The sequence below is a fragment of the Streptomyces sp. NBC_01341 genome (assembly GCF_035946055.1).
Taxonomy (GTDB): domain Bacteria; phylum Actinomycetota; class Actinomycetes; order Streptomycetales; family Streptomycetaceae; genus Streptomyces.
Genome location: NZ_CP108364.1, coordinates 5,462,968 through 5,483,323 on the forward strand (window position 1 = coordinate 5,462,968; position 20,356 = coordinate 5,483,323).

Genomic DNA, 20,356 nt, shown 5'->3' on the forward strand with positions numbered 1-20,356 from the left:
AATCCCCTGCGCGAGGCGGGTCAGCTCTCCGGCTGCTCGATCAGCTGCGCGATGTAGAGCGGCTCGCCGAGCTTCTCGACCAGTTCGAGCTGGGTGTCGAGGTAGTCGATGTGGTGCTCCTCGTCCTCGAGGATGGACTCGAAGATGTTCGCCGAGGTGATGTCGCCCTTGGCCCGCATGATCTCGATACCGCGCCTGAGACGGTCGATCGCCTCCACCTCGACCTGGCGGTCGGCCTGGAACATCTCGGTGACCGTCTGGCCGACCCGGACGTGGAAGAGCCGCTGATAGTTGGGCAGGCCGTCGAGGAAGAGGATCCGGTCGGTGAGGAGCTCGGCGTGCTTCATCTCGTCGAACGATTCCGACCGCGTGTACTTCGCGAGCTTCGTCCAGCCGAAGTTCTCCTGCATCTTGGCGTGCAGGAAGTACTGATTGATGGCAGTCAATTCGGCAGTCAGCTGTTCGTTCAGGAACTCGAGGACCTCGGGGTCGCCCTGCATCGCAGAGGCTCCTTCCAACCGGTGAACAGGCATGTTTGGGCGCATCCTCGCATCGCGCCATGCGGCCGTCCAGTAAGTGCACGCTTAGTGCGAGTTGCCCTGATCAACTCTCCCCTGGTCATGACCACCCCTGCCTGTCTGTCACCATGGAGGCATGGGTCAGCCGGAAAGCCGGGAACGCGGCACAGCAGAGCAAGCCGGGCTTCCACCGGGGCAGAGGCTGCAGCGCGGCTGGCCGGTCACCCATTACGGGCCCGTGCCGAAGTTCAAGCCCGACCGCTGGGAGTTCCGGGTCTTCGGGGCCACGGCCGACGGCGACAAGCACTGCTGGAATCACCGGGAATTCTCGGCGCTGCCATTCTCGTCCGTCGAGGCGGACCTCCACTGCGTGACGAAATTCAGCATGCTCGGAGCCGAATGGGGCGGAATCCTCGCGCGTGAGATCGTGCGACTCGCCCCGCCCGCCCCCCATGTCTCGCATGTGATGGTCTGGGCCGAATACGGATTCAGCTCAAATCTGCGGCTGGCGGACTTCACGTCGGACGGGACGCTCTTCGCCACCCATAAGGACGGCGACCTGCTCACCGCCGAACACGGTTTCCCGCTGCGGCTGGTGGTGCCGCACCTGTACGCCTGGAAGGGCCCCAAATGGGTCCGGGGCATCGAGTACATGACGGCCGACCGCCGGGGATTCTGGGAGGAGCGCGGTTACCACAACATCGGCGACCCCTGGAGCGAGCAGCGCTACTCCTACCAGGAGGAGCCCGGGGACGGCCCCGAACTCTGAGCCGGCTTTCGGCGGGCCCCCGCACACCTACGCGCCCGCGGAACTCCGGAGTTCCTTCAGTCGCGCGACGTCCGCGGCGTGCCCCTCCTTGCCGCCCGGTGTCTCGATGATCAGCGGCACTCCCTCGGTCGCCGGGTGGGAGAACAGCTCACGGAACGGCTCGGCGCCGATGTGGCCGGATCCGATGTTCTCGTGCCGGTCCTTGTGGGCGCCCACCACGTCCTTGGAGTCGTTGGCGTGGATCAGCTTCAGCCGCCCCTCGCCGACCGTGTCCACCAGCAGGTCCAGGGTCTGCCGCATGCCTGACGGCCCGGTCAGGTCGTGCCCCGCCGCGTAGATGTGGCACGTGTCCAGGCAGACGCCGAGCTTCGGATGGGAGTCCAGGGCCTCGAAGTAGGGGCCGAAGTCCCACGTGCGCGAGCACAGCGAGAAGCCCTGCCCCGCGGTCGACTCCAGCAGCAGGAACGGGTCGTCGTCATGGGTCAGTTCGTCCAGCAGCGGAAGCATGTGCGTACGTACCTGGGCGAGGGCTTCGGTGCGCGGGCGGCCGCCGGTGGCGGACCCGGTGTGCACCACCACGCCCAGCGCGCCGATGTCCCTGGCCCGGCGCAGCGAGTGCCGCAGGGACACGACCGACCGCTCGACGGTGGCCTCGGTGTGCGAGCCGAAGTTGATCAGATACGGGGCATGGACGTAGACGGGGACCGACTCCGCCGCGCACTGCGCGCGGAACAGGTCGTCCTGCGAGGGATTTCCGGGTGGTGTCGCCCAGCCGCGGGGATTGGCGACGAAGACCTGTACGGTCTCGGCCGCAAGCTCGCGGGCGTAGCCGAGGCCCACCTTGGACAGTCCGCCGGCCACGGGGACGTGGCCACCGATCGGGTTGCGCATGTGCTGCCGGTCCTTCGTGGTCCTACAGGCCCTTGGTCCTGATGGTGATGGTCGAGCCCTCGGGGGCCTGCTCCCCGCCCTCGGTCGACTGACGGGCGACCGTGTCGCTGAACGACAGGAACGGGCGGTCGACCCTCACCTCGAAGCCCGCCTCCTCCAGTGTGCTCCTGGCCTCGTCGACATCCTTCCCCGTGACGTCGGGGACGTCGAGCATCCGCGGGCCCTTGGAGACGGTCAGCTCCACGGTGTCGCCCTCGGCGGCCTCGGTACCGCTCTCGGGGGACTGCCGGGCGATCCCGCCCTGTTCCTCGGGGGACTCGACCCTCCCGGGCAGCACCTCGGCCTTCAGCCCCGCGTCCTCCAGCGCGGCCTTCGCCTCGTCGACACCGAGCCCCGTCACATCGGGTACGTCGACCGGGCTCCCCTTGCTCACGACCAGGGCGACCGCCGAGTCGGCGTGGCGCTCGGCACCGGTCTCGGGGTCCGTGCGGATCACCTCGCCCGTGCCGGTCTCCTCGCTGAACTCGCGGGTCACCATGCCGGGCGCGAGACCCGCCTTCCTCAGTTCACGCCGCGCGTCGGCAAGCGTGAGGCCCCCGACGTCGGGAACCTTCACGATCTCCGGACCGCGCGAGATCACCAGCCCTACGGCGTCGTTGCCCCGGATCCGTTCGCCCGAGCCGGGATCGCTGCTGATCACCGTGCCGCGCTCCACCGTGTCGCTGTAGGCGCGCTCGACACCCTTCACGTCGAGACCCTCGTCCGAGAGCCGCCGCTCCGCCGCGCTCTGGGTCTGCCCGAGGAGGGAGGGGACCCGGGTGAACTGCCCCGAGTTGATGTACCAGACACCGATACCGGCGCCCAGGACCAGCAGCACGGCGACGAGCGCGGCGACCGCGCCTCGCCGGCCGCCCCCGGCGATGCGGGCACGCCGGCCCCTCCCCTCCGGGGGCAGCGGCGGCGGCATCTCCAGCCGGCTGGTGTGGTGCGCGGTGCCCTGGCCCGCGGGGATCACCCGGGGAATCACGCTCGTGCGGTCGCCGGCGCCGTCACGCGCTTCCGCGATGGCCTGCGGGGGTACCGCGTCCAGCTGCTCCTCGGTGAGCGCGCTCCGCTCCACGCGGGACTCGGCGAGCATCGCCACCGCGTCGTGGGGGCGCAGCTCGGGGCTGCGCGCGGTGGCGGCCGCCACCAGCCGGTCCAGCCCGGCGGCGAGGCCGGGGACGACGGCGGACGGAGCCGGGACGTCCTCGTTGAGGTGCTGGTAGATGACCTGGGCGGCGGTGTCCCCGGAGTGGGGCTTGCCGCCGGTCAGCATCTCGTAGAGGACCACACCGCAGGCGTACACGTCGGACCGGGTGTCGGCGGTGCCCTGCTCGATCTGCTCGGGGGCGAGGTAGGAGACCGTGCCCAGCAGGGAGCCGGTGGTGTCCGTGGCGGTGCCGACCGCGCGTACGAGCCCGAAGTCCGCCACCTTGACCCGGCCGTCGTCGCCTATGAGGACGTTCTCCGGCTTCATGTCCCGGTGCACGAAGCCCGCGCGGTGCGCGGCGCCGAGCGCGGCCAGGACCGGCTCCAGGATGTCCAGCGCGGCCCGGGGCTGCAGGGCGCCGCGCTCGCGCAGTACGTCGCGCAGGGTGCACCCGGCGACGTACTCCATGGCCAGGTAGACGTACGCGCCCTGGGCGCCCTGGTCGAAGACGGCCACCACATTGGGGTGCGCGAGCAGGGCGACGGACTTCGCCTCGCGGATGAAGCGCTCGACGAAGGCGACGTCGGTCGCCAGCGCCGGATGCATCACCTTGAGGGCGAGCACCCGGTCGAGGCGGGTGTCCACGGCCCGGTAGACCGTGGCCATGCCGCCGACGGCGATACGCGCGTCGATGCGGTAGCGGCCGTCGAGCAGCTGCCCGACGAGGGGGTCCTGGAGGGTCGTGTCCACGGACCGAGTCTACGAGCTGCGACGGACACGTCGGGCGGGCCCGGAGCCCCCCGGGGCCGTTCCGGTGCCGACCCGTGACAGGCGTATGCACGTGCTGTGACCGGGAGGCCGCCACCGGTGCCCGGAATCAGAAGGCGGGGCGCTCCGGATCCAGCACCGCCCTGCCCTCCACGGGCGACGACGCCTCGGCGAAATGGCGGCGGGGGATGCGTCCCGCCCGGTACGCCAGCCGCCCGCCCTCCACCGCGTGCCGCATCGCCGCCGCCATCAGCTCCGGCTCCTGCGCGCGGGTCACCGCCGAGGCGAGCATCACAGCGGAGCAGCCCAGCTCCATCGCCAGCGCCGCGTCCGAGGCGGTCCCGGCTCCGGCGTCCAGGATCACCGGGACTCCGGCCCGCTCGACGATCAGCTGGAAGTTGTGCGGGTTGCGGATCCCGAGGCCGGAGCCGATCGGGGAGCCGAGCGGCATGACCGCCGCGCACCCCACGTCCTCCAGCCTGCGGGCCAGCACCGGGTCGTCGTTCGTGTAGGGCAGGACGGTGAAGCCGTCGTCGACCAGGGTCTCCGCGGCGTCCAGCAGCTCGACCGGGTCGGGCAGCAGGGTCCGCTCGTCCGCCACGACCTCCAGCTTGATCCAGTCGGTGCCGAGCGCCTCACGGGCCAGCCGCGCGGTCAGGACGGCCTCGCCGGCGGTGAAGCAGCCGGCGGTGTTCGGCAGGACCCGCACGGAGAGGCGTTCCAGGACCGAGAGCACCGAACCCCGCACGGTCGGGTCGAGCCGGCGCATCGCCACGGTGGTCAGCTCGGTCCCGGAGGCGGTCAGTGAGCGCTCCAGCACGTCGAGGCTGGGTGCCCCGCCCGTCCCCATGATCAGTCGCGAGGTGAAGGAGGCGGAGCCGAGGGTGAAGAGGTCGTCGGACATGGTCAGCCTCCCTGGACCGCGGTCAGGATCTCGACGCGGTCGCCATCGGCGAGCGCGGTGGCGGACCACTGGCCGCGCGGTACGACGGCCTCGTTGACGGCGGCGGCCACACCGGAGGGCGCCGCGGTCAGCGCGGCGACGAGGGTGTCCAGGGCGGTGCCCGCGGGAAGGGCGCGGTGTTCGCCGTTCACGGACACGGAGACGGGAACGCCTGCGGGCACGGGCTGTGTCATACGGACTGCTCCTGCTGCACGGGGGTGGTGCCTGGGCGGGGGAAGGCTTCCGCACCCCTCGGTGGGAGGGGCCGGTGGGCCGGGGCGAAGCGGGACGGTGCGAAGGGGCGGGCCACCTCGGGCAGCTCGCCCGTCGTCAGCGCATGGGCCATCACCTCACCCGTGACGGGGGTCAGCAGCACCCCGTTGCGGTGGTGCCCGGTCGCGAGGAGCAGGCCGGGCAGGGCCGTCGGGCCCAGCAGCGGGGCGTTGTCCGGCGAGGCCGGCCGCAGGCCCGCACGCGTCTCGGTCAGCGGAAGCTCGGTAATGCCGGGCACCAACTCGTGTGCGTCACGCAGCAGTTCGTACATCCCGCCTGCGGTGACCGTGGTGTCCCAGCCCAGCTCCTCGGTGGTCGCGCCGACGACCAGCTCACCGTCGGCGCGAGGGACGAGATAGACGTGGCTGCCGCGCACGACGGCACGGACGGTCCTGCTGAGGAAGGGAGCGTACGCGGCCGGGACGGTCAGCCGCAGGACCTGTCCCTTGACCGGGCGTACGGGCGGCAGGACCGCCTCGGGTATCCCCGCGAGGCGACCGCTGAGGCTTCCCCCGGCCAGAACCACCTGGCCCGCCGTCAGCTCCGTGCCGTCCCGGAGGACGGCCCCCGTGGCGCGGCCGTGCGTGACGCGCAGGCGCTCGGCCCAGGTGCGCCGGAAGGCCACCCCGGCCCGCTCGCACGCCGTGACCAGGGCGGACGCGAGGCGCCTCGGGTCCACCTGATGGTCACCGTCGACCCGCAGCCCGCCCCGCACACCCGGGGCGAGCATCGGCTCCAGCCGTCGGCACTCGCGTCCGCTGAGCCACTCGGACTCCAGGCCCGAGCGCCGCTGCAGCGCGTGCAGTTCCCGCAGATGGGCCCGGTCGTCGGAGTCGAGCGCGACGGACAGGGTGCCGCAGGCGCGGAAGCCGGTCGCCCGGCCGCTCGCCTCCTCCAGCTCGGCCACGAACTCCGGATAGCGGGCCGCGGAGGCGAGGTTGAGGCCGAGCAGCATCTGCTCGCCGTAGTGCAGTTCGGTGACGGCGGCCAGCATCCCGGCCGCGACCCGGGCGGCTCCGCCACCCGGTTCGGGGTCGGCGAGCGTGACGCCCAGACCGCGCTGGGCCGCCCGCCAGGCGGTCACCAGACCGATGATGCCGCCTCCGACGACCAGGACGTCGGAACTGTCTGCGGAGATGCGCATGGGCGTCCAGCCCCTCCCTTCGCCGGCATGACCCGGATCAGGTTCGTACGGTCGGAGGCCGGTCAGCCTCCCTCTCAGTCCGGTACGCCCGGACTCCCGCGAGTGCCTTACGGTGGCCAGCCTAGACCCCGCCGCCTCCGCGCAGTAAGGGAACAGTGCCCGTGGCCCGTTCACTCGACGGACTCGTCCTGTCGCCCGTCGCCGACCAGGCCCCCGGCCAGGTCGGTACCGGGACCCGCTTCGCCTACCGTGAACTGGACGGCAGGATCTGGGCCGACCACGCGGGCGGCGACATCGTCCGCGGCCATCTCCTCGGCACCCGCGTGGGCGACGTCCTGGACTTCCGCTACGTCCAGTTGAAGCAGGACGGCACTACCTCCTGCGGCCACTGCGTCTCGACGGTCACGGACCTGCCCGGTGGCCGGGTCCGCCTGGACGAGGAGCGGGAGTGGGAGTCGCGGGAAGGCAGCGGGACGAGCGTGGTGGAGGAGGCCCTGAGCTGACGTCATGTCACGTGATTAGGGTGGACGTGTGAGCGAACTGACGCAGGACCCGGCAGGAGGACCCCGGCCGCACGGGGTCGTGGTCGTGGGCGCGGGCATGGCAGGCGTGCAGACGGCCGTGGCCCTGCGCGAACAGGGCTACGCGGGCCCGGTCACCCTGGTCGGGGCCGAGCCGCACCAGCCGTACGACCGGCCGCCACTGTCCAAGGCGGTCCTGCTCGGCAAGGCAGAGGACTCCGCCTTCGACGTCGATTTCGAGGAGCTGGACATCACCCTGCGCCTCGGGCTCGACGTGACCGGTCTGCGCGCGGGGGCTCACGAACTGGACACCGTGGAGGGGCCCGTCGGCTACGACGTGCTGGTCGTCGCCACCGGCGCGGAACCCGTGGTGCTGCCCGGCTCCGAGGGCGTACCCGGCGTCCATCTGCTGCGCACCCTCGACGACGCCGCGCGGCTGCGGCCCGTCCTCGAGCGGCAGCACGACGTGGTCGTCGTCGGAGCGGGCTGGATCGGGGCCGAGTTCACCACCGCCGCCCGCGCCGCCGGATGCGAGGTCACCGTCGTCGAGGCCGGCGACCGGCCCCTCGCCGGCACGATGCCCGCCGAGGTCGCGGCCCCCATGGCCGCGTGGTACGCAGAGAGCGGAGCCCGTCTCCTCACGGGCGCCCGGGTCGCCCACGTCGAACCGGGCACCGTCCGCCTCACGGACGGCCGGATGTTCCCCGCAGGGGCGGTGGTCGTCGGCATCGGCGCCCGGCCCGCCACCGCGTGGCTCGCCGGTTCGGGCATCGCTCTCGGCCCGGACGGCTCGGTCACCACCGACAGTTCCCTGCGCACCTCGCTGCCCGACGTGTACGCGGTGGGCGACTGCGCGTCGTTCCCCTCCGCCCGCTACGGCGAACGCCTGCTGGTCCACCACTGGGACAACGCGCTCCAGGGCCCCCGGACCGTGGCCGCCGCCCTCGCGGGCGGGGTGAGCGCGGCGTACGACCCCGTGCCCTACTTCTGGTCCGAGCAGTTCGGGCGCTTCGTGCAGTACGCCGGCCACCACACCCGCGCCGGGACCCTGCTGTGGCGGGGTGACCCCGCTCAGCCCTCCTGGACGGTCTGCTGGCTCAGGGAGGGGGTGCTGGTCGCCGTGCTGGCCGTCAACAGGCCGCGCGACCTGGCCCAGGGCCGCAAGCTGGTCGAAGCGGGGGCGCGGATCGATCCGGCCCGCGCGGCCGACCCCTCCGTACCGCTGAAATCGACGGTCCTCCCGGAGCGCTGACAGCCCCGTACGGTCGGCCCGGGTACCGACTGTCGGTCCGGGATGGCACGCTTGTCCTTGTGACCGAGATTGACGCAAAGATCGATGCTCTCGTCCCCGCCTGGCTCCACCTTCCTGACATCGCGGAAATGCTCGATGTGCAGGTGACGCGTGTACGGCAGCTGGTCAAGGAGGGCCAGCTCATCGCCGTACGCCGTGGTGAGAACCGGACGCTCCAGGTGCCTGCCGCCTTCATCGACGGCGACAAGGTGGTCAAGGGCCTCGCGGGGACCCTGACCCTCCTGAGGGACGACGGCTACAACGACGAAGAGATGCTGGACTGGCTCTTCACCCCCGACCCGACCCTGCCCGGGACTCCCGCGCAGGCCCTGAGCGAGAATCGCGGTACGGAGGTGAAGCGCCGGGCCCAGGCGCTCGCCGTCTGACCGGACGGCCGTGAGCCGGGTGCGGGCCGTGGCACACACGGCCCGCACCCCGCCGCTCGACGGCCGTCCGGTGCGGCGGTCCACCGGCCTACCAGTGATCCATCGACGCCATCAACGCACCACCCGGGGGGAATTCATCATGTCCACGCTCCGCGACAGGCTCTCCGACGCCCGGCTCTACCTGTGCACGGACGCCCGCAAGCGGCAGGGTGACCTGCCCGAGTTCCTCGACGCCGTGCTGGCCGGCGGAGTGGACGTCGTCCAGCTGCGCGACAAGGGCATGGAGGCGGCCGAGGAGCTCGAACACCTCGCGGTGTTCGCCGACGCGTGCAAACGCCACGGCGCGCTCCTCGCGGTGAACGACCGGGCCGACGTCGCCCACGCCATCGGCTCCGACGTGCTGCACCTCGGGCAGGGCGACCTCCCGGTGCCCGCCGCCCGCGCCGTGACCGGCGGCGACGTCGTGATCGGCCGCTCCACCCACGCCGAGTCCGAGGTCGACGCCGCCGTCGCCGAGGCCGGCGTCGACTACTTCTGCACCGGGCCGTGCTGGCCCACCCCCACCAAGCCCGGCCGCTACGCCCCGGGCCTCGGCCTGGTGCGTTACGCCGCCTCGCTCGGCACGTCCCGGCCGTGGTTCGCCATCGGCGGGATCGACGCGGGCAACCTCGACGAGGTCCTGGACGCCGGCGCACGCCGTGTCGTGGTCGTACGCGCGATCACCGAGGCCGAGGATCCCGCCGCGGCTGCGGAGGCCCTGGCCCGGCGCGTCCGGGCCCGCGCCCTCTGAGCGGCTGCCGCCGCCCCCTCCCCGTGGCTCCGTACAGCGCTGCTCGGCCCCGTACACCTTCCGAGGGCGCAGAGGTGTCGTGGACGGTGCCTCGGGGGCCCGGGGCCGGGTACGCGCGGGGTGTCTCCGGGGGCGGTGTCCGAGTGGTGGACAACAGCCACCTCATTCCGGTCAATTCGCTCACTCCGGTTGGGGGAGCGCCCGGCCCTGGTTAACCTCCCAGTATGGCCCTTGGCACACCTTCCACCAGGACGGATCACGCGCGCACCGTGCGTGAGCTGCTCGCGTCCGGTGAGACTTCCTACTCGTTCGAGTTCTGGGCGCCCAAGACCGAGAAGGGCGAGCGGAACCTCTGGAACGCGCTGCGGCGCGTCGAGGCCGTGGGGCCCAGCTTCGTCTCCGTGACCTACGGGGCCGGAGGGTCGACGCGTGCCGGGACGGTGCGGGCCACCCAGCAGATCGCCGCGGACTCCACGCTCACCCCCGTCGCGCACCTCACCGCCGTCGACCACTCCGTCGCCGAACTGCGCAACATGGTCGGCCAGTACGCCGACGCCGGCATCCGGAACATCCTCGCCGTGCGCGGGGACCCGCCCGGCGACCCCATGGGCGAGTGGGTCGAACACCCGCAGGGCGTGCGGTACGCCGCCGATCTGGTCCGGCTCATCAAGGAGGCCGGCGATTTCTGCGTCGGCGTCGCGGCATTTCCCGAAATGCATCCGCGATCGGCCGACTGGGACTCCGACATCGGCCATTTCGTGGACAAGTGCCGCGCCGGGGCCGATTACGCGATCACGCAGATGTTCTTCCATCCGGAGAGTTACCTCCAGATGCGTGACCGTGTGGTCGCCGCGGGTTGCGACACCCCGGTCATTCCCGAGGTGATGCCCCTCACCAGCGTCAAGCAGCTCGAACGATTCGCCCAGCTCAGCAACGCGTCCCTGCCGGCCCCGCTGAAAGAGCGGATCCTCGCCGCGAAGGACGACCCGGCCGCTGTACGCTCCATTGGCATCGAGTTCGCCACGGAGTTCTGCGCGAAACTGCTCTCCGAGGGTGTCCCGGGGCTGCACTTCATCACGCTCAACAACTCGACGGCGACGCTCGAGATCTACGAGAATCTCGGACTGCACAAGCAGTCCTGACCGGCCGTACCCGCCACCGACCGGGGCGGTGGCCGCAGGAGGGGGCGGGCGTGGGCTGGACGGTCCTCTACATCGCATTCGGCATAGTGGCGCTGTGGCTGTTGGGTGAGGTGCTGCTGCAGTACAAGGCGCGGCTCCGCTGGCGGCTGCTGGCCTTCTGCGGGTTCCTCGGCGTGGTCCTCGGTGTGCTGATCCCCTCCGTGCTGGTGATCGCGCTCGGAGCGATCGCCTTCGCGACGGGGCAGACGTACGTGACGCTCTCCTTCAGGCGCGGCTTCTCCACCGGCTGGGCCCTCGGCGGCAGTCCGGGCGAGAGCCGCCGCCGGCGAGGTGCCGGAGTCTCCGCCCCCCAGCAGCCCGTACTCGAGGTCTCCGACCTGGAGTACGAGGGGGCCTCCCCGTCCCTGTCCACGGAGCAGGAGCCGCCCGCGGCGGTCTACGAAACGCAGCCGATGCCGGACGACACCGGGCAGTACGGCATCTACACCGACCCTGCCCCGGCCGGCGGCGAACAGCAGCCGCAGTACGCCGCGTACGACCCTTACAGCGGCTACGGCCAGCAGACCCCTCCGGACTCCTACGGCGACGGGAGCGGCGGCTACCCGAGCCAGGACACGTACCAGGACCAGGGCGCGTACCCCGGCCAGGACACCTACCGGCCGCAGGAGACCTTCCACGCGCAAGGCGCCTACACGGGGCAGTACGACTACGGACCGGACCCGACGGGGTACCCCGCGTACTCCGACCCGTACGCCGCGGCGGGTGCCACGGACGGGACCGGGCAGTACGCCGCGTACGACAACGGCTACGACAACTCGGCGTTCGGAGACCAGGGTCACGGATACGACCCCTCCCAGGGCGCGGGCCCGCACCAGCCCGCCGACCCCTACGCGGGTCAGTACACCGACACCCCGCCCGGAGGAGTCTGGGTCCCGCAGCAGCGCGAGAGCGATCAGTACCCGCCGCTGCCGCCGGAGGAGCCCGTCCAGCCCGGGCCCTACGGCAACGGCTACGACACCGGCCAGAACGAGCAGTACCGCTACTGACCGCACGGCGGACGCCGGCACGGCCCGGCGTCCGTCAGGGACGACCGCCACCGCACCTCACCTGGAGCCGCGGAAGTCGTCGCCCTCCACCACGAGTCCGGCGACCAGGGCGCCCGACATTCCGGCGTGGGCCAGCCCCCCGCCCGGGTGCGACCAGCCACCCGCCCGATAGAGACCCGGCAGCGGGGTGCGGTTCCCGGCGTGCAGATACGCCCCCTCCGCCCCCGCCAGAGCCGGAGCCGGCACCGACCCGCCCTCGGCGCCGGTGTCGGCGGCCGTCTCCGCGGGGGTGCGCACCTCGGTGTGGAGTATCCGCTCGCGGAGGCCCGGGACGGCCACGGCCGCCCGGTCGGTCACCGTCTGCGCGAAACGCTCGCGCAGCACCGTGTCCGTCCAGTCGACCGGGCCCTGCGGGGCCACCGTCACCACCAGCGTCACGGCCTCGTGCTCCTCGTCCGGGCGGGTGGCCGGGTCGTCGGGACGCAACACGGTCACGGTGGGCCGCTCGGCCGTCCGCCCGCCGAACACGGCGTCCCGCTCCGCCCCGGGGTCCCCACCGTGCACGACGGTCCGGTGCACGGCATCCGCCTCGCGCGCGCCGCGCAGCGACAGCAGCACGACGAAGCGGCCGGGTACCACCGACTCCCTTGCCGTGTCCCTCCCGTCGGCCCGCGCCGGGAGCAGGCCGGGGCCCGGCCACGCACCCAGGACGACGTGATCGGCTTCCACTGCCGTGCCGTCCGCCAGCTCGACGCCCGAGGCCCGGCCGCCCTTCTCGGTCACCCGGACCGCCTCGGCACCGAAGACGAACTCCACCCTCCGCGCCAGGCACCGCTCGTACACCGCTTCGGCCAGCGCCCGCATGCCCCCGGCGACGTACCAGCTGCCGAACGTCTCCTCCATGTACGGCAGGAGGGCCGCCGCGGCCGGGGCGCGGCGCGGGTCGAGGCCGTACGACAGGGCGTATCCGTCGAGCAGGGCCGCGAGCCGGGGGTCGCGCAGCTCCCACTCGCCGACCTGCGACACCGTGGCCGCCTCCAGGGCCGCGCGGAGCAGCCTGCGTCGGCGCGCCGAGGGATAGGGATCGCGCTCCAGCACCCGGCGGTCCTCGGGCAGCGGCTCCTCCAGCAGGGGCCTGCGCGAACGGTTCCAGGCCGTGCCCGCCCGGTCCAGGAACTCGCCCCAGCGGGCACCGGCCCCCTCACCGAGCGCCCGGTCGAGCGCCCCGACGACGCCCGCCCTGGAGGCGTTGGGGAGCGACACCGACGTGCCGTCAGCGAAGATGTGACGGCACGCCGGGTCGACCTGGCGGAGCGCGACGCACTGCTCCAGGGTCTGCTTGCCCGTCTTCACGAAGAGGTCACGGTAGACGGCGGGGAGGTGGAGGAGCCCGGGTCCGGTGTCGAAGACGAAGCCGTCGCGGGCGTGGCGGCCGACCGAGCCGCCGTAGGTCCCGGAGCGCTCGTACACCGTCACCCGGTGGCCTGCCACGGCCAGCCGGGCGGCCGCCGCCATCGCGCCCGTCCCGGCGCCGATCACCGCAATTCGTGCCATGTCAGTGACTTTAGAGGGTGCCGCCGACAGCTCACCCGCCAGGCCCGTGACCGCCCGCCCCGGCCATGCGCCTCTCCTCGCGCCGCTGCGCCCGGCGGCGCAGGAAGCGGCGGATGCGGGAGGCGAGGAAGACCAGTGTCACCAGCCCGAGGAGCAGCAGGGTCCCGGCGATCACTGCAGCGGCCAACGGGTGGAACATCGCGAAGGTGATGATCCCGGCGACGCCCAGATCCTCCGCGACGCTGACTCCGATGTTGCTGAAGGGTTCGGGGGAGGTGTTGACCGCCATCCTGGTGCCGGCCTTGACCAGGTGGCTCAGCAGCGCCGTCGAGCCGCCCACCGCGCCGGCGGCGAGCTCCGGCAGCGACCCGCTCCCACCGGCGAGCAGCGCTGCCACGACGGCCCCGGCCACGGGCCTGATCACCGTGTGCACGGAGTCCCAGGCGGAGTCCACGTAGGGGATCTTGTCGGCCACGGCCTCGCACAGGAAGAGCACACCGGCGACCACGAGCACGTCCGTGCGCTGGAGGGACTCGGGCACCTCGTCGGTGAGCCCGGTCGCACCGAAGACGCCGAGGAGGAGGACCACCGCGTAGGTGTTGATCCCGCTCGCCCAGCCACTCGTGAACACCAGGGGGAGTACGGACACGGACGCGATCGTAGCCAGTGGCGGCGCCGCGCGGAGGGGCTTCGGCGCAGGCCTGAGTACCCCTACTCAGTGCGGGAGATGAGTAGGGGCGCGGATGGGCTGCCACCTGCGGAGAGGGAAGAGTGGGGACCACGGAAGGGGCGCGGCTCCGGAACCGCCGGCACGGGGCGGCGGAACGGGCACCGCGCCCCGGACACAACGGGGGCGCACGGCGCGGAGCCCCGGGACCACGGGGGAACCAGGGTCACGGGGGAGGGCTTCGCGGCTGCACGAACGCCGGTCCGGTGGAATTCGGGGGGATCGAATTCCACCGGACCGGCGCTGTGCGCCCCGGGACCCGCCGGGCGCTCAGCGCCCGCTGACTCGGCCGTGCAGGAGCAAGGACAGCGCGGAGTGCACGTCGTCGATCGTCCGCTCCGGCTGGAACGCCTGCCAGTCCAGTGCCGCGACGAGCACCATCCCGACCAGCGCCGCGGCCGTGAGCTGGATGTCGATCTCCTCGCTGAGCTCGCCGGCGGCGACGCCCTCCCTGAGCACCCCCTCGACGACGGCCACGGCCTCCTGGCGCAGCACCAGGAGGGTCGACTGCCAGGCACGGTTGGTCCGCCAGAGCTCGGCGACGTACAGCTGGGTGAAGGCCGGGTAGCGGTCGATGAAGACCAGGCCGGCCCGGATCATGGCGTCCAGCGCCTCCACGCGGGTGCCGCCGCGGGCGTCGGTGGAGTCGGCGGCCGACCGCAGCGACTGTGTCAGCAGCCCCACTCCGTGGCGCAGCAGCTCCTCGAAGAGTTCGGTCTTGCTCTTGAAGTTGTAGTAGACGGTGCCCTTCGCCACCCCGGCCCGCTCCGCGATCTCGTCCACCGTGGTCGCGGAGAAGCCCTTCTCCGCGATGAGTGTGACCGCCGCTTCGTAGAGCTTCTGCCGGGTGGCCTGGCGGCGCGTCGTGCTGCTGCTGTCCATGCGCACGATTGTCACAGGTCCTTGAGCAGTCACAGACTCAGCTCCGGGTGCAGCCTGTCGAGGGTCCACACCTGCTTGCGGCGGGCCGAGAGCGCGGTCAGTGCCAGCGCCCCCGCGGTGAAGGCCAGCAGCACGGCGCAGCCCTGCCAGACCGGGCCGAGCCCACCGCCCGTGATCAGCCGGCGCAGCCCGTCCACCACGTAGGTCATCGGCAGATACGGGTGGACCGCGCCGAAGAAGCCGGGGCTCGTCTGGACGGGGTACGTGCCCCCGGCCGAGGTCAGCTGGAGCATCAGTACCGCGAGCACGAGGATCCGGCCCGCCGCGCCGAACCGTGCGTTCAGCCACTGGACGATCGCGGCGAAGCAGCAGGTCACCAATGCCAGGAAGCCGATCGTCCCGGCGGTGTGGGTCATCTGCAGTCCGAGCCGCCAGTGCAGGACGGACATCAGGGCGGCGACCTGGAGCAGGCCGATCGCGGCCACCGGCAGCCAGCCCGCGAAAGCGATGCGCCAGGCCGGCGCACCGGCCGACAACGCCCGTCGGCTGAGCGGCTGGATGAGCATGTAGGCCACCATCGCGCCCACCCACAGCGAGAGCGGGATGAAGTACGGGGCGAAACCGGTCCCGTAGTTGGGCGCGGCGTGCAGCGAGGAGGAGGCGAGCTTCACGGGGTCGGCCATGACACCGGTACGCGCGTCACGGTCGGCCCGGTCGTAGTCCGGGATCCTGCCGACGCCGTCGTTCAGCCGCTGGGCGAGGGTCGCGGAGCCGTCACCGAGCCGGTGGAGACCGCTGTCCAGACTCCTGGCGCCCGTCCCGAGCTTCTTGACCCCCTTGTCCAGGTTCCCGGCTCCCGTCTTGGCGGTGCCGAGTCCGGTGCGGAGGGTGTCGGCGCCCTTGGCCACCTTGTGCGCCCCGGTGTTGAGCGCGTTGATCCTGGCCACCGCGGACTCCAGGTCCGAGTCGAGGTGCGGCGAGCGCTTCGCCAGGGCATCGGCCTGCTTCTGCAGGGTGGTCAGTTGGCCGCGCAGCTTCGTCAGGTCGCCCTTCTGGTTCGTGACCAGGGCGTTCACGTCGTCCGAGACCCGGGCGACATCGGCCGCGGCGGTCCTGGCGCGCTTCAGCTGCGGGCATACCCCCGGATCGGGCAGCGGCTGTTCCTCGCAGCGCAGCCGGTGGACCTCGGCAAGGTCGTCGGAGGCCTTGTGCGCGGCGGCGGAGGCGGTGGGTGCCGCCTCCACCAGCAGGTCGAGGTTGTCCCGTACGGCCTTCGAGGAGTCGGACACCAGCCGGGCCGTGTCCCCGATGGCCTTTCCGTTGTCCTTGAGGAACGGCCGTACGTCACCGGCGACTTCGTTGACCTTGTCGGCGAGCGACTGGGTGCCGTCGGCCACCTGCCGGGACCCCGTTTCGAGGTCGCCTGCTCCCTTGTCCAGCTTGATGAGGCCGGAAGAGAGCGTTCCGCTGCCCGACTTGGCGGTCCTGAGGCCGTCCGCGAGGTCCTTCGAGCCCTTCTTCGCCTTCGTCAGACCGCTCTCGAGATCGTCGGCTCCCTTGGCCGCCTTCGCGGTCGCGTCGTGCAGACCCGAGAAGTTGATGAAGATCTTGTCCAGGAAGCCGCGTGACGCCTTGGCCGAAGCGGCGCTGCGGACCTCGGCGAACACCGTCCTGGAGATCTGCCCGACGATGTAGTTGTTGGCGTCGTTCGTCCGCACCTGGAGGGCGCCGGTTCCGGGGGAGTCCCCGGCGCTGGACGCGATGCGCTCGCTGAAGTCCGACGGCATGGTCAGCGAGAGGTAGTACGTCCCGTCCTCGACGCCCCGTGCGGCCTCGGCGGCGCCGACCTCGTGCCAGTCGAAGACCTTGCTGTCGAGCAGCTTGCCGGTGATCTCGTCGCCGGCGGACAGGTGTTCGCCGCCGGTGCTCGCGCCCTTGTCGTCGTTGACGAGGGCGACGGGGATGCGGTCGAGCCGCCCGTACGGGTCCCAGAAGGACCAGAGGTAGAGGGCCCCGTACAGCAGGGGCAACAGGAGCAGAGCCACCAGAGCGGCGCGCGGCATCCGGCCCCTGCCGAACCTCCGCAGTTCAAGCGCGGCCAGTCTCGGCGATCGCATCTGCCGTGTCCTTCCGGTTCGTCGTGTCGTCCTCGGCCGGCCGTGCGTGCACGACGAGCGCGTCGTCCGGGGCCTCGCTGCACACCGCCAGCACCGTCGTCCCGCCGTCCGCGAGGCGGCGCAGCAGCTGCCACGCGAGAGCCCGGTCCCGCGCGGACAGCTTGAGGTCGGTGTCGTCCACGGCGAGGAGCCTCGGGCGTCCCATCAGCGCGAGCGCGACGGACAGGCGGAGCGCCTCCAGACGCTCCAGGTCCCGTACGGAGGTGCGTTCGGCCTTGGGCAGGTCCGGGAGGTCCAGCCCCGCAGCCTCGAGTGCCGCCTCGACCACCGCCCGGGACGCGGCGGCGCGCTCGGCACGGGGTCGCAGCAGCGAGCGGGGGGATCCGTCGAAACGACGCCGCAGCAGGGCGCGTTCCCTCAGGTGTTCGGCGACCGTCAGCGCGGGATCCAGTTCGCTGACGCCGGGGACCGGGCCGAGCGCGCTGAACCCGCGGACGGCGGCGAGCCGCCCGGGCAGACGCTCGCCGCCGACCTCCGCGTGGCCCGCCGTGGAACGCATCCGGCCGGTCAGCGCGAGCAGCAGAGAGGTCCGGCCCGAGCCGGACGGGCCCGCGACCGCGACCAGGGATCCGGGCCCGGCGCTGAACTCCACTCCGTGGAACGCCCAGCCGCGCGGCCCCTCGAGTCCGAAGCCCTCGGCGCTCAGCGCCGCTCCGTGCGGGCTGTCCACGACCCCACCCCCATATTTAGACTGACTGGTCAGTGCAAAAAAACTAACCCGAACTCGCGCTCGAAGCAAAGTCGCTGGTCAGGGGCAGATCCTGAGGGATTGTCAGTGGGTGTCGTCAGAGTGGGTACATACGGCTACGAAGCCGTCACGCGACGACAGGAGGTTCGTCATGGCCAGCTCGTCCGCAGCAGCCGCACCGCGGCGCCGCACAGGCAGCCCTGCCCCCTCACTGACCGGTCCGGCAACCGACGTCCACCCCGTGCTGCGCCGCACCACGGCCCCGCCCGCAGCTCTCGATCTGCTCGCCCAGGCCCAGACCGGCCTGGACGAGGCCGCCGTCCTCGACGTTCCGAACGAGCGGTACGCCACCGCCCACCTCGCCGCGCTGCGCACAGCGGCCGCGGTCCTCGCCGCCCGGGGCAGGCCCGAGACGAGCAGGCGCGGCCGGGAGCGGATCCGCAGCGCCTGGGAGGTGCTCCCGGAGATCGCGCCCGAACTCGCCGATTGGGGCGCCCTGTTCGCCTCCGGGGCTCAGCGCAGGGCGCGCGCGGAGGCCGGCATACCCGGCGCGGCCACCGGCCGCGACGCCGACGACCTGCTGCGCGACGCGGCCATGTTCCTGCGCCTCGTCGAGCGGCTCCTCGTCCTCCAGCCGGTCCTTCCCCCGCCCCGGGACCTGCCCCGACAGGTCCGCGGAGCAGGGCGCGACGAGGGGTGAGCGAGCGGGCGGCGCGAGGCAATAGGGTGGAGAGCCCGTACCACCTGCACCGTTCACGCCCCGCCGTCCGTGGCGGCACCGTGCCGAGGAGTCAACTGCCGTGTCGGACCAGCTGCGCCCCCGCGCCTCACTCCGTACCGCCGTGGTCTGGGAGGTCCTCAAGGACGCCCTGGAGCGCCGGGTCAAGGCGACCGGCAGGGAAGCCCTGGACGTGCTGGACACCGGCGGAGGCACCGGCAACTTCGCGGTGCCCGTCGCCCGGCTCGGCCACCGGGTGACGGTCGTCGACCCCAGCCCGAACGCGCTGTTCGCCCTGGAGCGCCGAGCGGACGAGGCCGGGGTCGCCGACCGGGTCCGCGGTGTCCAGGGGGACATCCTCGGCCTGTTCGAGGTCGTCGACCGCGCGGGCTACGACGCGGTGCTGTGCCACGGCGTCCTGGAGTACGTCGACGACCCCGCCGAGGGCGTGCGGAACGCGGTGGAGGCACTCCGCCCGTCCGGGGCGCTCAGCCTGCTCGGCGCCGGCCTCGGCGGAGCCGTCCTGGCCAGGGCCCTCGCCGGACACTTCGCCGAGGCCCGCACGGCACTGTCCGACCCCGCCGGCCGCTGGGGCGACGGCGACCCCGTGCCCCGCAGGTTCACCGCGGACCAGCTGGCCGGACTCGTCGCGGACGCCGGCATGGAGGTCGGCTCCGTCCACGGCGTGCGCGTCTTCGCCGACCTCGTCCCGGGCGTACTCGTGGACACCGAGCCGGGCGCGATGGAGGAGCTGCTCAGGCTGGAGGCGGCCGTCGCGGAACTGCCGGCGTTCCACTCCGTGGCGACCCAGCTGCACGTTCTGGGGGAGAAGCGCGCCTGAGCCGGACGGGGAGCCCGCCCGGGCGGGACCGTGGAGCCACCGGAGCACGGCTGATCAGCAACGCAGCTGCAGACGGAGTACCGCTCAGAACCCCCGATCGGGCCGTGGGCCCCGTATGATCGGGTGACACCATCCGGCATGACGGATCGGAGGTCGGGGAATCTACGCCTCAGCAGCCGAGCCGACATGGCGGTCCGGACTGGCTATGGCTAGAGGGCGGGTTTCACGGGGGCGAATCCCTGCCTATCCTGGAAGGGCCGCATACCGGTCGCCCCCGCGGCCGACGACGAGGAGGATCCCGTGCCGCTCTCGGAGCACGAGCAGCGAATGCTCGAGCAGATGGAGCGAGCGCTGTACGCCGAAGATCCCAAGTTCGCGACAGCGCTTGAGGGAAGCGGGCTGCGCAGGTACACCCGGCGACGGGTCTACCAGGCGGTGGCCGGTTTTCTGGTGGGTATCGCGCTCCTCATGGCCGGAATGGTCTTCCAGCAGACCTGGGTCAGCGTGGCGGGATTCCTCGTCATGCTGGGCTGCGCCGTGCTGGCGGTCACCGGGTGGCGCAAAGCGCCCAAGCCTGGTGAGCAGCAGCCGGCCGGGAACGCGAGCGGGGGCGGAGGCGAGAGCCGACATCCCAGGCAGCGCCGGTCCATGATGAACCGGATCGAACAGCGGTGGCAGCGCCGCCGCGACGAACAGGGACAGTGAGCTCTCCGCTCTCCGGCCGGTGGCTGCAGCCACGGTGCCCGGACGGCGGACCGCACACGACGAGAACGTGACGCTGGACCTCACGGGTGAGGGGCGGCCGCTTCGCTGCGGCCGCCCCTCACCCGTCCGCGCCCGGATGCGCGGCCGGCACGAGGGCGGACACGGCCGGCGCACCGCGACAGGCCGGTCCTGCCGACCGCTCCGGCGGACAGCCCGTCCTTGACCCCTTCGAGGAGAGGGCCGGATACGTGCTCTTGCTCGGAGGACCGTCGCGCAGTGGTCCCACGCCACCCACTCGCGGCCCCGCAGGGCCCTTCCGCCCCGCCCGTGGTCCCGAACGGCCACCCCCGGGGTCCGGAGAGGGGAGAGCCCTCTCCGGACCCCGGGGCA

Annotated in this window: 21 protein-coding genes and 1 riboswitch; of the genes, 10 read left to right on the forward strand and 11 right to left on the reverse strand. The window is 72.3% G+C overall.

The features are described 5' to 3' along the window. Positions 1-20 precede the first annotated feature (20 nt). Positions 21-500: a bacterioferritin gene (gene bfr, locus OG206_RS24005; protein ID WP_327119424.1), complete on the reverse strand. Its 480-nt coding sequence runs from the start codon at positions 498-500 to the stop codon at positions 21-23. A gap of 154 nt (positions 501-654) precedes the next feature. Here bfr and OG206_RS24010 point away from each other — a divergent pair, with 154 nt between their 5' ends. Further along, the gene (locus OG206_RS24010) at positions 655-1,287 is read left to right on the forward strand and encodes a sulfite oxidase-like oxidoreductase (RefSeq protein WP_327119426.1); all 633 of its coding nucleotides are present in this window, start codon (positions 655-657) and stop codon (positions 1,285-1,287) included. Positions 1,288-1,314: 27 nt separating this feature from the next. On the opposite strand, the gene OG206_RS24015 is transcribed toward OG206_RS24010, so the two are convergent. The 5 genes from OG206_RS24015 to thiO form a co-directional block, all read right to left on the reverse strand. After that, positions 1,315-2,178, reverse strand: a complete 864-nt coding sequence (locus OG206_RS24015; protein ID WP_327119428.1) for a deoxyribonuclease IV — start codon at positions 2,176-2,178, stop codon at positions 1,315-1,317. 22 nt (positions 2,179-2,200) lie between these two features. Then, complete coding sequence (pknB, locus tag OG206_RS24020; protein ID WP_327119430.1) at positions 2,201-4,120, reverse strand: Stk1 family PASTA domain-containing Ser/Thr kinase; 1,920 nt, start codon at positions 4,118-4,120, stop codon at positions 2,201-2,203. Positions 4,121-4,247: 127 nt separating this feature from the next. Beyond that, positions 4,248-5,042 (reverse strand): thiazole synthase, encoded by a 795-nt coding sequence (locus tag OG206_RS24025; protein WP_327119432.1) that lies wholly within the window; start codon positions 5,040-5,042, stop codon positions 4,248-4,250. Between the two features lie 2 nt (positions 5,043-5,044). Beyond that, positions 5,045-5,275, reverse strand: a complete 231-nt coding sequence (gene thiS / locus OG206_RS24030) for a sulfur carrier protein ThiS (RefSeq protein WP_327119434.1) — start codon at positions 5,273-5,275, stop codon at positions 5,045-5,047. Then, a complete protein-coding gene (thiO, locus tag OG206_RS24035; protein WP_327119436.1) occupies positions 5,272-6,498 on the reverse strand; it encodes a glycine oxidase ThiO in 1,227 nt (408 codons plus the stop codon). The genes thiS and thiO overlap by 4 nt, the downstream gene beginning before the upstream one ends. Continuing rightward, positions 6,496-6,608: riboswitch (TPP riboswitch) on the reverse strand. It overlaps the preceding gene by 3 nt. 51 nt (positions 6,609-6,659) lie before the next feature. Here thiO and OG206_RS24040 point away from each other — a divergent pair. The 6 genes from OG206_RS24040 to OG206_RS24065 all read left to right on the forward strand — a co-directional run bounded on the left by OG206_RS24040 (position 6,660) and on the right by OG206_RS24065 (position 11,674). Beyond that, a complete protein-coding gene (locus OG206_RS24040; protein WP_327119438.1) occupies positions 6,660-7,001 on the forward strand; it encodes a hypothetical protein in 342 nt (113 codons plus the stop codon). A 97-nt stretch (positions 7,002-7,098) separates the two neighbouring features. Continuing rightward, a complete protein-coding gene (locus OG206_RS24045; RefSeq protein ID WP_327122384.1) occupies positions 7,099-8,271 on the forward strand; it encodes an NAD(P)/FAD-dependent oxidoreductase in 1,173 nt (390 codons plus the stop codon). Positions 8,272-8,330: 59 nt separating this feature from the next. Then, a complete protein-coding gene (locus OG206_RS24050) occupies positions 8,331-8,696 on the forward strand; it encodes an Rv2175c family DNA-binding protein (protein ID WP_327119440.1) in 366 nt (121 codons plus the stop codon). A 139-nt stretch (positions 8,697-8,835) separates the two neighbouring features. After that, positions 8,836-9,486: a thiamine phosphate synthase gene (gene thiE, locus OG206_RS24055; protein WP_327119442.1), complete on the forward strand. Its 651-nt coding sequence runs from the start codon at positions 8,836-8,838 to the stop codon at positions 9,484-9,486. Positions 9,487-9,710: 224 nt separating this feature from the next. Continuing rightward, positions 9,711-10,628 (forward strand): methylenetetrahydrofolate reductase [NAD(P)H], encoded by a 918-nt coding sequence (metF, locus tag OG206_RS24060; protein ID WP_327119444.1) that lies wholly within the window; start codon positions 9,711-9,713, stop codon positions 10,626-10,628. Between the two features lie 50 nt (positions 10,629-10,678). Then, positions 10,679-11,674, forward strand: a complete 996-nt coding sequence (locus OG206_RS24065) for a hypothetical protein (protein ID WP_327119446.1) — start codon at positions 10,679-10,681, stop codon at positions 11,672-11,674. Between the two features lie 57 nt (positions 11,675-11,731). On the opposite strand, the gene OG206_RS24070 is transcribed toward OG206_RS24065, so the two are convergent. The 5 genes from OG206_RS24070 to OG206_RS24090 all read right to left on the reverse strand — a co-directional run bounded on the left by OG206_RS24070 (position 11,732) and on the right by OG206_RS24090 (position 17,684). Further along, positions 11,732-13,228 carry a phytoene desaturase family protein gene (locus tag OG206_RS24070; RefSeq protein WP_327119448.1) on the reverse strand — a complete coding sequence of 499 codons (1,497 nt, stop codon included), beginning with the start codon at positions 13,226-13,228 and terminating at the stop codon, positions 11,732-11,734. A gap of 31 nt (positions 13,229-13,259) precedes the next feature. Beyond that, positions 13,260-13,877, reverse strand: a complete 618-nt coding sequence (locus OG206_RS24075) for a DUF4126 domain-containing protein (protein ID WP_327119450.1) — start codon at positions 13,875-13,877, stop codon at positions 13,260-13,262. A gap of 348 nt (positions 13,878-14,225) precedes the next feature. Next, the gene (locus tag OG206_RS24080) at positions 14,226-14,837 is read right to left on the reverse strand and encodes a TetR/AcrR family transcriptional regulator (RefSeq protein WP_327119452.1); all 612 of its coding nucleotides are present in this window, start codon (positions 14,835-14,837) and stop codon (positions 14,226-14,228) included. A 29-nt stretch (positions 14,838-14,866) separates the two neighbouring features. Then, positions 14,867-16,954, reverse strand: coding sequence for a YhgE/Pip domain-containing protein (locus OG206_RS24085; protein ID WP_327119454.1), 2,088 nt, complete (start codon positions 16,952-16,954; stop codon positions 14,867-14,869). Further along, positions 16,926-17,684 (reverse strand): ATP-binding cassette domain-containing protein, encoded by a 759-nt coding sequence (locus tag OG206_RS24090; protein WP_327119456.1) that lies wholly within the window; start codon positions 17,682-17,684, stop codon positions 16,926-16,928. The genes OG206_RS24085 and OG206_RS24090 overlap by 29 nt, the downstream gene beginning before the upstream one ends. 169 nt (positions 17,685-17,853) lie before the next feature. On the opposite strand from OG206_RS24090, the gene OG206_RS24095 reads away from it, so the two are divergent. The 3 genes from OG206_RS24095 to OG206_RS24105 all read left to right on the forward strand — a co-directional run bounded on the left by OG206_RS24095 (position 17,854) and on the right by OG206_RS24105 (position 19,966). Beyond that, on the forward strand, positions 17,854-18,402 hold the full coding sequence (locus OG206_RS24095; protein WP_327119458.1) for an SAV_6107 family HEPN domain-containing protein: 549 nt from the start codon (positions 17,854-17,856) through the stop codon (positions 18,400-18,402). A 100-nt stretch (positions 18,403-18,502) separates the two neighbouring features. Next, complete coding sequence (locus tag OG206_RS24100) at positions 18,503-19,261, forward strand: class I SAM-dependent methyltransferase (RefSeq protein ID WP_327119460.1); 759 nt, start codon at positions 18,503-18,505, stop codon at positions 19,259-19,261. 300 nt (positions 19,262-19,561) lie between these two features. After that, positions 19,562-19,966 (forward strand): DUF3040 domain-containing protein, encoded by a 405-nt coding sequence (locus OG206_RS24105; protein WP_327119462.1) that lies wholly within the window; start codon positions 19,562-19,564, stop codon positions 19,964-19,966. The last annotated feature ends 390 nt before the right edge of the window (positions 19,967-20,356 follow it).